A 14,985-nucleotide genomic window follows, 5' to 3' on the forward strand; every position below is an offset into this window, starting at 1 on the left:
GGCCAGCGGCTATGTCATGCCGCCGGCCAACAAGTGGCTCATCGCCGTCTTGAGCTTCATCGGCCGCACCGGTTTGTGCATCAGGGTATGGCCCAGCTCGCGGATCTGCTGCTTGAGGTCGTTACTGTAGTTGGCGGTGATCATCAGCGCCGGTAGCGGCTGAGCGCGGCGGGCATTGATCCGCGCCACGGCGTCGACACCGTTGCAGTCGTTGTCCAGGTGGTAGTCGGCGATCAGCAGATCGGCCTCGGCGTGGTAATTGTCCACCTGGCGCGCCAGGTCTTCCTCCGACAGCGCCGTGACTACCTGGCAGCCCCAGCCCTCCAGCAGGGTACGCATGCCGGCGCAGATCGCCGCATCGTTATCCAGCACCCACACCCGCGCCCCACGCAAGCGTTCGAGCATCGGCTCGCAGATCACCGGGCTTGGCTGGGCCTTGGGCGCGGTGGCGCTCAGCGGCACTTCGACGGCGAACACCGAGCCTTTGCCGAGCCATGAACGCACCCGGATCCGGTGGCCGAGGATGCCGGCGATCTTTTCCACGATCGCCAGGCCCAAACCCAACCCGCGGTCCTGGTCCGGGCGCTGGACATCACCGCGCTTGAACTCCTGGAACATTTCTTCCAGGTGCTCTTCGGCAATGCCGATACCGCTGTCCCACACTTCGATCCGCAGGCCGCCACGCTGGCGCCGACAACCCAACACAACGCGCCCGCTGTGGGTGTAGCGGATGGCATTGCTGAGCAGGTTGCGCAGGATCCGCGCCAGCAGCTGGATGTCACTGCGCACCACCGCAGAACAGCCCACAAAATGCAGTTCAAGCCCTTCGCTGCGCGCCACTTCGGCGTATTCGGCAGCCAGGTTGTCCATCAGTTCGCTGAGGGCGAACGGGGCGACATCGGCCTTGATCACGCCGGCATCGAGCTTGGATATATCAACCAGGGTGCCTAGCAGGTTCTCTACATCCTCCAGCGAGTTGCTCACATTTCGAACGAGGTGGGCACTGTCTTGCGGCTCGCGGCGCTCGAGCAGCGCGCTGGTGAACAGCCGCGCCGCGTTCAGCGGTTGCAGCAGGTCGTGGCTGACCGCAGCGAGGAATTTGGTTTTCGACAGGTTGGCCTGTTCGGCCTCGCGCTTGGCCTCGCGCAGGCGCGACTCGGCCTGGCTGCGCTCCTCTATCTCACGCAGCAACTGGTCGTTGAGGCTGGTCAGTTCAGCGGTGCGTTCGCGCACCCGTTGCTCCAGGTGTTGATAGGCCTGGTGCAGCGCCTGGGCGGTATTGCGGCGCTCGGTAATGTCGCGGATCAATACGAAGATGCCCACCACGTCGCCATTGGCCAGGCGGTTGGGTACGTAGGAGCGCAGCATGTAGCGCTCCTGGCCAGTGATGTTGGTTTCGGCAAATTCGAAGGTGACGCTCTCCCCCGCCAAGGCACGCGCCACATAGGCTTGCAGGCGCTGGTAATGCTGCTCGCTGTGGGCCTCGCGCAGGCTCTGGCCCAGCATCACGCCGTGCGGCCAGCAATACCATTCTTCATAAACCTTGTTGGTGAATTCGTAGACCAGATCGGCATTCAGGTAAGCGATCAGCGCCGGGACATTGTCGGTAATCAGGCGAATCTGGTGTTGGTGGGCGGTCTCGGCCCGCTGTCGGGCTTCGCTCAGCAGCCGGTTGACGGCCTTGAGCTCAGCCATGGCCTGGTTCAGGGCATCGGTGCGTTCACGCACCTGCTCGGCCAGCACCACCGAATGCTGGAACGCCGCATAGGGGTCGTTGCCCCGCGTTACCCCCGACTCGATGCGTTCAATCAACGCGCCGTTGATCCGCTGCAACTTGTGGTTTTCGTGCTGCAGCCGGCTGAGCTCTGCTTGCAGTTCAGCGCCCGACAGGAGGCCGGTTGCGGGCAATGGCGACCCCGGTGAAGGTCTGGTTGATATGCATGCCATTGAACTGTTCTCCGTAGGTGTTGAAGCCGATCACCCGCTGCTCGCGCAAGAACGCACCCACCGGCTCCAGGCCGTGATGGGCTTCCAGCTCCAGACGCCGCAGAAAGCAATCACAACCGATGGTCAGCAGCGGCGGGCCAAGGCGCTGGTGCAAACCGTCGAACAGCTGGTGCAGGTTCGGCAACAGCGGGCCCGGGGCCATGGCGGTGAGCACGATGCCATTTTCCACTGCGCAGTAGAAACTCAGGCTCAGGTCCGGATGCACTTGCTGGATCGCCCGCACGTAGTACTGGTCATGAATGCGCACGGCCAGCGGATGGGCGGCGAATACCCGGTAATCGAGCGCAGCCACCGGCACGCCGATGTGCCGGGCGTACTCCTCGGCAGCAGGCTCGGCATTCAGCTCGAAGACCCGACGCTGGGCGCTGTCGGCGCCGGTTACCACCAGTTTTTCCTGCCGTGGCAGGATGTGGTGCGTGGTGAACACTTCAAAATCGAGCCAGGTGTTGACCAGCACTACCACTGCGGCACCGTTGTGGAACGCGCCACCGAAATACACATGGGTACGGGTCAGGTAATTGTCGTCACCGGCCGAACCGCCAAAATGCGGGATGTCACCCAGTGCCGCGCTGAGCGCGGCGAGCACCATCTCCTCGCGGCTGGACAGGCCGTCGAGCAGGGTCAGGGCAAAGCTGTGGCCCTTGATCGGCGCCAGGGTGTTGCTGCGGCAGGTGCCGACCAGGCGCTCGACCATCTGCTGCGCGTCGATCAGGCTGAAGTGCTCCATCTCATCGATGAGCTCGGTGGCGATGGAAAAATGCCGGTGATCAAAGCCCACCGCCGTGACGCAATTGCGGCCGTAGCCCAGCGGGGTGATTTCGCCAGCGCTGGTGCAACCGACCAGGCGGATACCGCCAAAGCCCTGCTCCAACGCTTCGCCCAAGGCTTGCAAGTCGTATTCGGCGGAACAGAAGAACAGCACGAAACCCAGGTGCGGGTGCAGCAGCTGCCGCGCCAGGTCCTGGGCGGCCAGCCGTGCATCGGGGGCCTGTGACATGGCGCTGACCACACCGTCGTTTTGAGCCTGCTGCATCGTGGTCTCCGGCGCGGGTGGCTGAGGGGTCAGTGTACGAAGGTGAGCAAGGGGGACGAATGCTACTTGGGTAGTGGGTGGGCGGTTCCATGGGCGTAATAGCCCGCATCATTTGGGGCCGCCTTGCGGCCCATCGCCGGCAAGCCAGCTCCCCTCAAGCTTTGCGCGGTCTCTGTGGGAGCTGGCTTGCCGGCGATGGGCTGCGCAGCAGCCCCAGGGATTCACCAGGTCAACACCGCACCCACCGCAAAGGTATCGGTGTCTTCGTTCTGCGCGCTGGTGTCATGCCCGTCGATGGAAAACTGGTTGTACTCGGCCACCAGCTTGAGGTTATCGTTTACATCATGGAACAGCGCCACGCCGCGGGTCTCGTAGTCCGCCCCGCTGCCCACCGCGCCATTGCCATCGTCCTTGGTCTTGCCATAGGACAGCGCCACGCGGTTCTTGCCGAACTTGTACGAGCCCTGCAGCAGGTAGCCGTCACTGTCGACATTGCGCAAAACCGGTTCGCCCGCGTTGTTGGTGAAGAACGGGTTGATGCCCTTGGCCTGGAACCCCGAGCCTGTCAGCGACAGCCCGCCCATCTTGGCCTGCACGCCATAGCCGACACCTTTGGAGGTAATGGACTCCACCGTCGAATCGGTATTGTCGGAGGTCTGGTAGCTGCCGTTGACCCAGCTGTAGATCTGCGCCCCGCCCAGGTCGAACTGGTAGGTGATTTCGCTTTCGGTGCGCGGGTTTTCCTGGTAGGCCTTGCCGGTCGGGCTGCTGTCGTTGGTGTCTACCGGGTCCATGATGCCCACCGCCACCCGCAGGCCGTCCATCACCGGCGTGCGGTAAGTGATCTGCGAGGTGGGGAACGGGTACGGGTAACCACTGCCGATGTTGCCGAACGACACCCCGCCGCCGTCCACCAGCCCCAGCGTGTCGCTGACCTGGCCATAACCGGCCAGCAGCTCGTCCAGCAGGATGTTGGAGCGGGCGAACAACCCGAAGTCCTTGCCGATCAGCACCTCGCCCCACGCGGGGTTGGCCACGGTGCCGTAGAACTGGCGCACGTCGATGGCGGTGTCGGTGCCGTTGGTTTCACTGTCGTTGATGGTTACCCAGAACGAGGCACGCGCGCCGAGCTTCAGGTCATCCACCTGCTTGCCCATGTTGAAGCCAAGGTAGTTGGGCAAGAAGCCCATTTTCACCCGCGACTGGCGGCGGTCGAACTGTTCGCCCTCACGGTCGACCTTGCTGTTGACGTAGAAGGCATTGATGTAACCGTCGGTGGAAAACGTTGTCTGGTCCTTGTCGTACAGCATGATCTCGGCCTCGGCGACGCCGCTCAGGCCCAGGGCAGAAAAGCTGGCGATGGCGGCTGCGAGGAAACGAGGCGACAGGTGCTTATTGTTGTTGTGCATGGCGCGCTCCAAACGGGGACTGGATGTCGGAGGCGATTATCGGAAGTGGCCAAATGGCCAGATACGCTGCTTTGGGGCAGGCGGGCAGGTGCTTTGGGCTGGCGAATGCGGCGTGATGATTTGGTCGCGCTACCGGGTCTGGCCAGGAGGCAAGACCTAAGGTGTACGCATGAATAGCAGGCGGGTATCAATACAACTGTACGAACTGGGGCCGCCTTGCGGCCCTTCGCGGGCTTGCCCGCTCCCACAGGGATCACGCATCTCTTGAACTCAGCGCCAGACCTGTGGGAGCGGGCAAGCCCGCGAAGGGCTGCAAAGCAGCCCCGTTGTTACCGAGTGCGCTGACCACTGCCCTCAGGAAGCAAGCGCCTGCGAGCGCTGGCGCACGGGCATCTCATAGCGGTGCGGTTGCTGCCAGGCCAGCCGTGCCTGCACGTCGACCGCCGCGTCCATCACCTTCTGTGCCCAGTTTTCGTCCTTCGGGCACACCACCACAACGCGAAAACCGTGGTCGACGCCTTCCAGCCGCACACCTTCGGAATCATCGACATGCAGGTCGATATCGAACGCCGAGGGCAACTTCGAGGGCGAATGCTCAAGGCCGTTCTGGGCCAGGATATGCTGGTGCCGGTCGCTGTTGACCACACCATCGACATGGATGCCATAAAGCATCAGCCAGCGCCGGATGTAGGCCGGGGTGCGCCCCGACGAGGTATAGATCCAGATGCTGCAGCCCTGGCGGCGCAGGTCGCGGATCAGCGAGCGCGTGCCACTGCGCAGGGGCTCGCCCAACCAGCGATGGACGAAATTCGGCAGCTTGCTGTCTTCGGCGGCAGCGTGCTCGGGCAGGCAGGCGAGCGTGTCGTCAATATCGAACGAAATGCGTACCTGGCCACGCTTGAACTTGCGTTCAAGGGCTTGGCGCCCGCGTGCGAACATGGAGTAACGTTGCATCAGCGGCGCCCCTCGCAGGCAGGCACGGGCGTGCCGTTCAGGAAGAACTTGCCGGGCGCAGGCGCCTTCTCTTCAAGGAAAGCCGCGTACTTTTTCTTGATCTTGGGTAGTTCGTACAAAGCCTTTACACCGTGTTTAGCGGAGTTGCGTATGACCGAGGACGGGTTGAAGTAACCCTCGGCGTTGTCCAGCGACAGCACGAAAGGCGGCAACCCGGCACGCATCAGCAGGTAGCTGACGATGAGCGAACCTGTGCGGTTGTTGCCTTCGATGAACAACTGCGGCTTGCTGAGGATTCGTACATAAACACCGGCTGCCCGCTTCCAGACCGAATCGCTGCGGTACGAGCAGTACCAGTTGTACAAGTCCTTGATGCCACCTTCGACGTTATTGAAAAAGTGCGCCTCGGTTGCGGCGAGGTGCGGGGCATATTCCAGGCGACGGGCCGGGTCGCTGCCGCACAGCACGGTGGCATTGATTTCCAGCATCAGGTTCAGCTGCTGCAGGTCGAAGAGGTCGATACCGCGAGCGACATAGTCGTCAATCAGGGCGTAGCCTTCAAGCACGTTCAGCAGCACCTCGTCGGTAAACGGGTCCCGCGGCTCGGTGAAATGCCGGCTGAGTTCGGCAAAGCGGCCCTGCACCTCGCGCAGTGCGCGCTCTACCGCTGAAAGATCAAGACGACGCGTTGCTCGCATTGGAAATCCCGGGTAACACTTTAACGGAAGGTAACGCGGCCGGGTGCTGCAACCTCCCTGGCTGCAACACCCGGCCACCTTGGGCGTACCTGACTCAGCTGAACTTGCCGCTGATGTAGTCGCTGGTCAGTTGCTCGCGTGGGTTCTGGAAAATCTGCGCCGTAGGGCCCATCTCGACCAGGTACCCGGTGCGGCTGCCCTGGGAAATATCGACCGAGAAGAACGCCGTGGTGTCAGCCACACGAATCGCCTGTTGCATGTTGTGGGTCACCAGGGCGATGGTGTAGTCCTTCTTCAGCTCGACCATCAACTCTTCCACGCGACGGGTGGCAATAGGGTCGAGTGCCGAGCATGGCTCGTCCAGCAGCAGCACTTCGGGCTCGGTGGCGATGGCGCGGGCAATGCACAGACGCTGCTGCTGGCCGCCGGACAGCGACAGGCCGCTGACCTTGAGCTTGTCCTTCACTTCGTCCCACAGCGCGGCACCTTGCAAGGCGTGCTTCACGCGGTCACCCAGGTCGCCCTTGTAGCGGTTCAGGCGCAAGCCAAAGGCGACGTTGTCGAAGATGCTCATCGAGAACGGGTTGGGCTGCTGGAACACCATGCCGATGTAGCGGCGCACGACCACCGGGTCAACACCCTTGCCGTAGACATCCTGGCCCAGGAAGTGCACATGGCCTTCAAACCGGAAGCCCTTCACCAGGTCGTTCATGCGGTTGAGGCTACGCAGCACGGTACTCTTGCCGCAGCCCGACGGCCCGATGAAGCCGGTGATCTCGTTCTTCCTGATCGGCACATGGCTGTCACGCACGGCCATGAAGTTGCCGTAGAAAATCTTGTCCAGCTTGCAGTCCATGACGATCGGGGTGGCTTCACTGACCATGGGAGCGGCTCTTTGCGCAGTGGATACGTTCAAGTGGGATGCTCCCTTTCTCAATACTTGGGCTTGCCGAAGACTCGGCTCAGAATGTTGATTACCAGCACGATCATTACCAGCACCAGCGAGGCCGCCCAGGCGAGCTCGAGCTGGTTGTCGAATGGCATGCCGGAGAAGTTGTAAATCAGTACGGCGAGCGAGGCCGTAGGGTTCATGACCGCCAGGCTGCCGTCATGGTAGATCCAGTAGTTGCTGAACAATGCGGTGAACAGCAGTGGCGCGGTTTCGCCAGCGGCGCGGGCCACGGCCAGCATGACGCCGGTGAGGATCGCCGGCAGGCCTGTGGGCAGGACGATCTTCCAGATCACCTGGGCACGGGTGCAGCCCATGCCGTAAGCGGCGTCTTTCATGATCTTGGGCACCATCTTCATCGACTCTTCAGCGGTCAGCACCACGATCGGCAGCATCAGTACTGCCAGGGCCACACCGCCAGCCGGCGCCGAGTAGGTGCCGGTGGTCATCACCACCAGGGCGTAGGCAAACACCCCGGCCAGGATCGACGGCAGGCCGGTGAGCATCTTGGCGGCAAAGCGCGCGGCGTTGGCCAGCTTGCTGTCGGGGCCGAGTTCGGCCAGGAACACTGCTGCCAGGATACCGACCGGTACCGCGATGGCGGCGGCAATGCCGACCATGACGAAGGTACCGGCCATGGCGTTACCAAAACCGCCACCCATCTCGAAGCCGGTCGGCGGCAGCTCGGTGAACACTTCCAGACTCAGGCGTGCACCGCCGCGGGTGATCAGCATGTACAGCACGGAAATCAGCGGCACGCTGGCCACCAGTGCCGCGAGCCATGCCAGGGTAGTCAAAAGCACGCTGCGCAGGGCACGGCCTTCCAGCTTGCGTTGCAGGCTGGGCAATGCGGCTACAGGGGTCGTCAAGTCAGTCATTGTTTGTTACCACGCTGGGCGTAGAGCATGATCATCGAGCCGAGCACGTTCACCAGCAGAGTGATGAACATCAGGACCAGTGCCGCGTACATCAGCACTTCGACCTCGTTCGGGCCGGCTTCCGGGAAGTTCAGCGCCAGCAGCGCCGCCAGGGTGTTGGCCGGGGCGAACAAGGAAAGGGAAATGGTGTTGGCGTTGCCGACCAGCATGGCCAGTGCCATGGTTTCACCGAGCGCGCGGCCCAGGCCCAGCACCAGCGAACCAAAGATGCCGGTAGCAGCCGATGGCACCATCACCTTGAGGATGGCTTCCCAGTGGGTTGTACCCATGCCGTAGGCAGCCTGCTTGGTTTTCATCGGTACGCTGGTCAGCGCATCCTGGGAAACGGCAGCGATGGTCGGCAGGATCATGATCGCCAGTACCAGCGCAGCAGGCAGCAGGCCGGGCCCGCTCAGGGAGGTGCCGAAAAACGGGATCCAGCCCAGTTCGCTGTTCAACCAGGCGGTCAGCGGGCGAATCGCCGGGATGACCACGTAGATGCCCCACAGGCCGTAGACCACGCTGGGGATGGCGGCGAGCAATTCGACGATGGTGCGGAACACTGCGGCGAGCTTGGCCGGAAGGAAATCCTGGGTGAGGAAAATGGCCATGCTGACGCCGAAGAAACCGGCGATCAACAGGGCGATGAAGGCACTGTAAAGCGTGCCCCAGATCGCTGGCAGAATACCGTACTTGCCTTGGTTGACGTCCCAGACGCTGCCGAACAGCACGTCAAAGCCGTGCTTTTCGATGCCGGGCAGTGCCTTGCGGCCCACTTCGTAGACCAGCGCGAAGACCAGCGCCAGTACCAGCACCACACCAATGCGTGCAAGCGCACGGAAGGTGCGATCGACCAGGAAGTCTTTCGCAGACGGTGGCTGGCACGCGGAATCGGGGTTATCCGGTATGGCAAAGGGTGTGTTCATGGGCAAGTTCCGGGACTAGGGACAAACACCCCCGGCATGGCTTCATGCCGATACCGGGAGCGCCTGGGTATTACTGGATGTTGGCAGACGCTTTACGCACCTGGTCGACAACCGACGCAGGCAGCGGGATGTAACCCATCGAGTCGGCGATGGTCTGGCCTTTGGTCAGGCTGTACTCGACCATTTCACGCATGGCCTTGGCTTTTGCCGGGTTGCCGTTGTCCTTGCGGAAGATCATCCAGGTGTAGGAAGTGATCGGGTAGGACTTGGCACCGTCCGGGTCAGGCAGCCAGGCCACCAGGTTTTCCGGCATGTTCACCGCAGCCAGCGCTTCGGCACCGCTCTCTGCGTTTGGCACGACGTATTGGCCAGCCTTGTTCTGCAGCACGGCGAAGTCGACCTTGGCCAGCTTGGCGAAGCCGTATTCGATGTAGCCGATGGCGCCCGGGGTCTGGCGGACGGTGGCGGTTACGCCATCGTTCTTCGGCGACTTGATGAACTTGTCGGTGGCCGGCCAGTTGACGGTGTTGCCCTCACCCAGCCCTTGCTTGAAGTCAGCGTTGATGGCCGACAGGTGCTTGGTGAAGACCGCAGTGGTACCGCTGGAGTCGGCACGCACGACCACGGTGATCGGGGTAGCTGGCAGTTTCAGCTCAGGGTTGGCCGCGGCGATTTGCGGGTCGTTCCACTGGGTGATCTTGCCCAGGAAGATGTTGGAGTACACCTCGCGCGGCAGCTTCAGCCCTTTAGGGTTGCCCGGCAGGTTGTAGGCCAGGACGATTTCACCGGCGGTCATTGGCAGCAACTGCACGCCTTCGCCAACCTTGGCAATGTCTGCTTCGCTCATGGCCGAGTCGCTGGCGGCGAAGTCGACGGTCTTGTTCAGGAAGTCCTGAACGCCCGCCCCGCTGCCCTTGGACTGGTAGTCAACGGTGACGCCAGCGGTGTTCTTGCTGAAGTCCTTGAACCAGGTCAGGTAGATCGGTGCAGGGAAGCTGGCGCCGGAACCTGTCAGGCGAACGTTTTCTGCAGCAAAGGCTGCCGAAGTGGCGCAAAGGGAGACCGCAACGGCGAGTGCAGCAGACTTCATCAGGCGTTTCATCAAAAAGTGCTCCTTGTGATGGCCGGCACACTTTGCATCAGCTGTGTTACAGCTTTGTGACTGTTGAGTGGCAGGCCGCACGGTAGAGCTTTTTGCCTGTGCCATGAGGCTCCGTTTGTCCATTGTCCGGCACTCTCGGTGGACGCCTGGCCTCAACCGTGCAGGCAAATCCAGCAGGAGTGAACACCATGCCACGCGGTGACAAGGACAAATACACAGACAAACAGAAGCGCAAGGCCGAGCACATAGAGGAGAGTTACGAAGACAGGGGTTTGTCGAAAGAAGAGGCCGAAGCCCGTGCCTGGGCCACCGTCAACAAACAGTCCGGAGGTGGCGACAAGAAGGGCGGCTCGGGGAGCCACACGTCTGCAAGCGAAAAAAAGACAGCCCGCTCCGACTCAGCCAAACGCGCGGCTAAATCACGCCAGGGTTATTCGCGCAGTTCGGGTGCTTCTCTGGAAACCCAGAGCAAGCAAAGCCTGATGAAGGAGGCGCGCAGCAAAGACATCAAAGGCCGCTCCACCATGAACAAGGCAGAGTTACTAGAAGCGCTGCGCAAACACGGTTGAGGGCGCGATGGATGGCACCGGCTGCGCCGGTGTTCGCGGGTGAACCCGCTCCCACAGGGTTTGGTCAGCCAATGCCGACAATACCCGCTTCATCGCCTTCCTGGCTGCGGTTGCGGCACGCACACTCGAACTCGGCCTGGGCCCGTGTGGCAAAGTTGAGGCTCAAGCGCATCTTTTCCTGGGTGTCGTAAAGGTCATAACCCTCTCCCAGGGCGGCGGGAAAGCCAAGACGCCGAGGGTAAACCTCTCGCTTTACTGGCACTGCGGGCACCACAACGAAGCGCGTCTGCATGATCGTCCCTCTTCGGCAGTGCTTAAGTATTAGTAGCCTTATGCCAAAGCATCAAGATGACTCATGCAATATTTTGGTTCAGTTACCTATGCTCGCGGTAATGAGTGCGCAGAAACCCAACAGGCAGACAGCCCCGATGGCATAGAACAGCGTTCTCCATGGCTGCACGCCCAGCAGATAGGCCAGCGTATGCAGGACCCTGGCAAGGGTGAAAGCAATGCTCAGCCACACAGTGGGCTGCGCGGCTGTATCCAGGGCGATAGCCAGCCCACCCAAGGCGAAGAAAGCCGGGATGTTTTCCAGGTCGTTAGCCCATACCTTGGCGGCGCGGATCACTTCAGGCCGCTCAGTCGCCTGCGCAGCGTGTTTGAAGACAGCAGCATCCTCAGGGTTGGTAAACGCCACAAAGCGCAAGCGGTGATAGCCCTGGTAACAGGAGACCATGAACATCTTCAGGAAAAGCACCACCATACACAGCGCATAAACATTCAAGGCATTGCTCATGGCTGACGCACCCCGGCAACGCCTCTGTTGACGAGATACAACAGCGGCCCCGCCGAAACGAACACAGCCGTCAGCAACAGGTAGGGCAGCAACGATATCCCCTTCCCGCCCCGCATACGGTTGTCCCTCACCATCCAGACGCAGGCCAGCCCCGCCATCAGGTACAGGTCAATGACCACCTGAGCAGTGTCTGGCCGCGACAGCAGCGTTAGCCCGAACGCCAGCAGCGACTGCTCGGCAATCAGCATCGTCCAGCCGGTATACAGCGAAAACAGCACCAGCAACGCCAGCGCGCAGCTACGCAAGCCCATCGTCCTTTCCTCTGTAGGGTTTGCCGGCACAGTAGTGATAGGGTTGCCTGCGCTCAATGACCTGTGAGGTCATGGACGCTGCAATCAAGGACGATAAGGATCAAGGCATGAGTCATCATCTGTTCCATCGCAAAAGCCCTGCGCCGGATACTTCGGCAGGCCAGCATCTGCGCCACTTGCGCCAGCAGGCCGGGCTCAGCCAGCTGGCGCTTTCGCTATTGGCTGGCGTATCGCAGCGCCACCTGAGCTGCCTGGAAACCGGGCGCGCCAAGGCCAGCCCTGGCACCCTGCATGCCCTGCTTTCGGCCCTTGGCGCGCCACTGGAGCACTGCAACGAAGTGTTCATTGCCGCCGGGTACGCGCCCCGCTACGCGGCCTCGCCGCTCGACGCGCCTGAACTGGCATTGGTGCATGCCGCCATCGAACACATCCTGCAGGCGAACAACCCTGCACCTGCAATCGTCATCGACAGCAACTGGCAGGTCATCGCTGCCAATGCCAGTACCGGCCTGCTGTTGGCGATGGTGGGTGTTGCGGCGCAGGCGGCGCCTGGCCTTAACCTTCTGGATACGCTGCTGCGCCCTGGCGGCCTGGGCGATCATCTGGCCAATGCGCAGCAAATTCGTGCCGTTGCCTGGCAACGTGCATCCAGGGAGGCAGTGGGTAACGCGACGCTGGCAGCGCATTTGCGCAATCTTCCAACCCCGGCCAACCCAGAGCAGGCGACAGGTATCGCGCCCGTGTTGCTGACCCGCGTGAGCACCCCCTATGGCGAGCTCAGGTTCCTGTCGACCTTCACCACCTTCGGCATGCCGCTGGATATCACCGTGGAATCACTGCGGATCGAGCACCTGATCCCCGCCGACCCACAAACCCGGCAGAGGATGCAGGCGGCGTTTGATCAATGGTCGGCGGTTACAGCGTGAACGACAGCGCCTGGCCAAGGAACCTGGCGCTAACCTGATGGCCTGTTTCATTGAGGTCGAACGGCTGGCACATGGCCCCCGTGGTCACCACATCACCTGCCTTCAATGTCTGGCCGCGTTCGGCAGCATGGGCATACAGGTGAGCCAGCGACACCAGCGGGTCGGTCGCAGCATCGCCAGACAAGCCGCGGGCGCGTAATTCGCCATCTACGTACACCTCGGTGGTCTCGGCCAGGTCTGCAAGCAAGGGTACGTTGATGCCTGCCCCGAGGCTGTTGCCCACGACCAACGCTTCAAAGCCCACGTTGTCCGCCACGAAGCTTGGCCAGCCGACGCTCTTGCGGTCGACGAAGCGCGAGCGCACCACCTCGAAAGTGACGCAGGTTGCGCGAATATCCTCGCTGGCCGGCACCCGTCCCGCTTGGGGGGGGATATCGCGGTCAAGCACGAAGGCGATCTCACATTCGATGGTCACAGGTGTCACCGCCGGCAGCTCGATGCGCACACCATCAGCGTGGCAGCGCTTTGCTTCCAGTTGGCCAATCAGCGGCCGGGACAGGTTGGCCGCACGCATGCCGGCGGGGCTGCCGACACCCAGCTTCCACCCGGCACGCTGGCCAGCGGCGGCGGCGAAGAACTGATCCTGGCTGTCATAGCCTTGTTTCAAGGTTTCGGGCCTGAGGCTGGCAGGCAGTTCCGTCAGCAAGTCACCGCTGCGCCAGTGCTGCAGCAACAGGGCCGCGGTACGTTGGGGTACGAAAAGCGAACTGTTCATCAAGACCTCATGGAAATGGGCGATGCCGGGCAACCGATGCTAGGGCCTGAAATTGATAAGGATAAATATATTGTCATGATGCCTGGCATCACAAACCGTTATGAAACGACTTCTGGAAGCTGATGCGATCCTTGTGGGAGCGTGTCGCGATTGGGCCGCAACGCGGCCCCACCGGTCTCTACGGTCCTGCAAGGATGCTGGGGCCGCTCTGCGGCCCAATCGCGACACAAGGCCGCTCCCACAGGGATTGCACAGGCCTGACGATCACTGGTCAGCAGAAACCGGCTGCTTCAGCAGCAATACGTAAGCCATCGCTGCCACCGCCGCCACCGCAGCACTGATCAGGAACGCCGAGGCAAACGACCCGGTCTGCTGGATGCTGAACCCGGTCACGATTGGTGCCACCGAGCCTGCCAGGTAGCCACCAAAGTTCTGGATCGAGCCAAACGAGGCAACGCGCTGGCTATCGACCACAGTGTTGGCAATCATCCAGGCAGTCGAACTGGCCATGTTCACGCTGAACAGCGCGCAGCACAGCAGCGCCACGCTGAGCATGAAGCCGCTGCCGAACGACAGCGGAACGGTAAATGCCGCCGCCGCGAACAACGCCGTCACCACTACCCGCTTGCGGCTACCCAACACGCTGGCGCCGTTCTTCACCAGGCGGTCGCAGATGCGGCCCGCGACAATGGTGCCCAACGCACCGAATACATAGGCCAGCGATACCACCCAGGCCGTCTGGTACAGGCTCAAGCCATGCTCACGTTCGAAATAGCCCGGCAGCCAGGTAAGGTGCAGCCACAGCATGTAGATCACCCCCATGAAGCCCAATACGGCGCCCCAGGTGCTCTTGTGGCGAAACAGCTCGGTCCAGGCCGCCAGTTGTGCCCGCAGGCTCGGCCTGGCGCTTGCCACCGGCTGTTTATGGGCCTGTGTCGCCAGCAGCCGCTCACGTTCCTCGGCAGGCAGCTCGGCCAGGTAGCGTGCCTTGCTTTTATAGAAGGCAAACCAGCAGGCGGCGACCAGGATGCCGAATACCCCAGTGACAATGAACATGCCGCGCCAGCCCCAGGTGACCATCAGCAGGGTCAGCAACGGTGGCGCCAGGCACGGCCCGATGCAGGTCGATGACAGCACGATGCCCGTCGGTGTGCCGCGCTTTTCGGCCTCGAACCACTCCGCCAGGGCTTTCGCCGCCGACGGGAACATCGGTGCTTCGCCAATCCCCAGCACCACCCTAAGGCCGATGAATGCGGAAAAACTGTTGATCAGGCCGGAGGCCGTCTGCGCCACTGACCAGCCCAGCAGTGCCGCCCCCAGCGAGATCTTGCTGCCCAGGCGGTCGATGATCATGCCCAGAGGCAGCTGCGAGAAGGCATACGCCAGGGAAAACGCTGACAGCAAAATGCCCATCTGCGACGGCGTGATGCCCATGTCGCGCTGGATAGACGTATTGGCGATCGACAGCGCACTGCGGTCGACGTAGTTGATGATGCCGATCACCAGCAACAGGCTGACGGTGATGACCTGGTACTTTTTGAACGGGTTCGGGCTGGCGACCGCTTCCCCTGTGGGGGCAAGCTCGGCTTGCGCATACTTGGTATTCATGGGCG

Annotated in this window: 16 protein-coding genes; 2 read left to right on the forward strand and 14 right to left on the reverse strand. The window is 62.0% G+C overall.

What is annotated here, in order from left to right; translation table 11 throughout:
- Positions 1-9: 9 nt before the first annotated feature.
- The 9 genes from WF331_RS12150 to pstS form a co-directional block, all read right to left on the reverse strand.
- The gene (locus WF331_RS12150; RefSeq protein ID WP_016500233.1) at positions 10-1,908 is read right to left on the reverse strand and encodes a PAS domain-containing hybrid sensor histidine kinase/response regulator; all 1,899 of its coding nucleotides are present in this window, start codon (positions 1,906-1,908) and stop codon (positions 10-12) included.
- Complete coding sequence (gene nosP, locus WF331_RS12155; RefSeq protein WP_063425815.1) at positions 1,877-3,040, reverse strand: nitric oxide-sensing protein NosP; 1,164 nt, start codon at positions 3,038-3,040, stop codon at positions 1,877-1,879. Before nosP ends, WF331_RS12150 begins: the two co-directional genes overlap by 32 nt.
- 221 nt (positions 3,041-3,261) lie before the next feature.
- Positions 3,262-4,449 (reverse strand): porin, encoded by a 1,188-nt coding sequence (locus WF331_RS12160; RefSeq protein ID WP_340622953.1) that lies wholly within the window; start codon positions 4,447-4,449, stop codon positions 3,262-3,264.
- 354 nt (positions 4,450-4,803) lie between these two features.
- Entirely contained in the window at positions 4,804-5,403 is a 600-nt protein-coding gene (locus WF331_RS12165) for a hypothetical protein (RefSeq protein ID WP_016500236.1), read from the reverse strand.
- Positions 5,403-6,101: a hypothetical protein gene (locus tag WF331_RS12170; protein WP_063425813.1), complete on the reverse strand. Its 699-nt coding sequence runs from the start codon at positions 6,099-6,101 to the stop codon at positions 5,403-5,405. Before WF331_RS12170 ends, WF331_RS12165 begins: the two co-directional genes overlap by 1 nt.
- Before the next feature lie 94 nt (positions 6,102-6,195).
- A complete protein-coding gene (pstB, locus tag WF331_RS12175; protein ID WP_016500238.1) occupies positions 6,196-6,984 on the reverse strand; it encodes a phosphate ABC transporter ATP-binding protein PstB in 789 nt (262 codons plus the stop codon).
- 50 nt (positions 6,985-7,034) lie between these two features.
- Complete coding sequence (gene pstA / locus WF331_RS12180) at positions 7,035-7,928, reverse strand: phosphate ABC transporter permease PstA (protein ID WP_016486166.1); 894 nt, start codon at positions 7,926-7,928, stop codon at positions 7,035-7,037.
- Positions 7,925-8,893 carry a phosphate ABC transporter permease subunit PstC gene (gene pstC / locus WF331_RS12185; protein WP_016486165.1) on the reverse strand — a complete coding sequence of 323 codons (969 nt, stop codon included), beginning with the start codon at positions 8,891-8,893 and terminating at the stop codon, positions 7,925-7,927. The genes pstA and pstC overlap by 4 nt, the downstream gene beginning before the upstream one ends.
- A gap of 70 nt (positions 8,894-8,963) precedes the next feature.
- On the reverse strand, positions 8,964-9,995 hold the full coding sequence (gene pstS / locus WF331_RS12190) for a phosphate ABC transporter substrate-binding protein PstS (protein WP_016486164.1): 1,032 nt from the start codon (positions 9,993-9,995) through the stop codon (positions 8,964-8,966).
- Positions 9,996-10,183: 188 nt separating this feature from the next.
- Between pstS and WF331_RS12195 the strand changes: the two genes are divergently transcribed.
- Entirely contained in the window at positions 10,184-10,564 is a 381-nt protein-coding gene (locus WF331_RS12195; protein WP_016500239.1) for a hypothetical protein, read from the forward strand.
- Positions 10,565-10,628: 64 nt separating this feature from the next.
- On the opposite strand, the gene WF331_RS12200 is transcribed toward WF331_RS12195, so the two are convergent.
- From WF331_RS12200 to WF331_RS12210, 3 genes are all read right to left on the reverse strand, one after another.
- Positions 10,629-10,856, reverse strand: coding sequence for a hypothetical protein (locus tag WF331_RS12200; protein ID WP_016500240.1), 228 nt, complete (start codon positions 10,854-10,856; stop codon positions 10,629-10,631).
- Between the two features lie 78 nt (positions 10,857-10,934).
- Positions 10,935-11,360, reverse strand: coding sequence for an MAPEG family protein (locus tag WF331_RS12205; RefSeq protein WP_016500241.1), 426 nt, complete (start codon positions 11,358-11,360; stop codon positions 10,935-10,937).
- Positions 11,357-11,671 carry a hypothetical protein gene (locus WF331_RS12210; RefSeq protein WP_016500242.1) on the reverse strand — a complete coding sequence of 105 codons (315 nt, stop codon included), beginning with the start codon at positions 11,669-11,671 and terminating at the stop codon, positions 11,357-11,359. The genes WF331_RS12205 and WF331_RS12210 overlap by 4 nt, the downstream gene beginning before the upstream one ends.
- 107 nt (positions 11,672-11,778) lie before the next feature.
- Here WF331_RS12210 and WF331_RS12215 point away from each other — a divergent pair, with 107 nt between their 5' ends.
- Complete coding sequence (locus WF331_RS12215) at positions 11,779-12,597, forward strand: helix-turn-helix domain-containing protein (protein ID WP_016500243.1); 819 nt, start codon at positions 11,779-11,781, stop codon at positions 12,595-12,597.
- On the opposite strand, the gene WF331_RS12220 is transcribed toward WF331_RS12215, so the two are convergent.
- On the reverse strand, positions 12,587-13,372 hold the full coding sequence (locus tag WF331_RS12220) for a 2-keto-4-pentenoate hydratase (protein ID WP_016500244.1): 786 nt from the start codon (positions 13,370-13,372) through the stop codon (positions 12,587-12,589). The two genes, WF331_RS12215 and WF331_RS12220, sit on opposite strands and share 11 nt — an antisense overlap.
- Positions 13,373-13,636: 264 nt before the next feature.
- Entirely contained in the window at positions 13,637-14,980 is a 1,344-nt protein-coding gene (locus tag WF331_RS12225) for an MFS transporter (protein WP_049277332.1), read from the reverse strand.
- Between the last annotated feature and the right edge of the window lie 5 nt (positions 14,981-14,985).

Source organism: Pseudomonas sp. YNh (genome assembly GCF_037993085.1).
Taxonomy (GTDB): Bacteria; Pseudomonadota; Gammaproteobacteria; order Pseudomonadales; family Pseudomonadaceae; genus Aquipseudomonas; species Aquipseudomonas putida.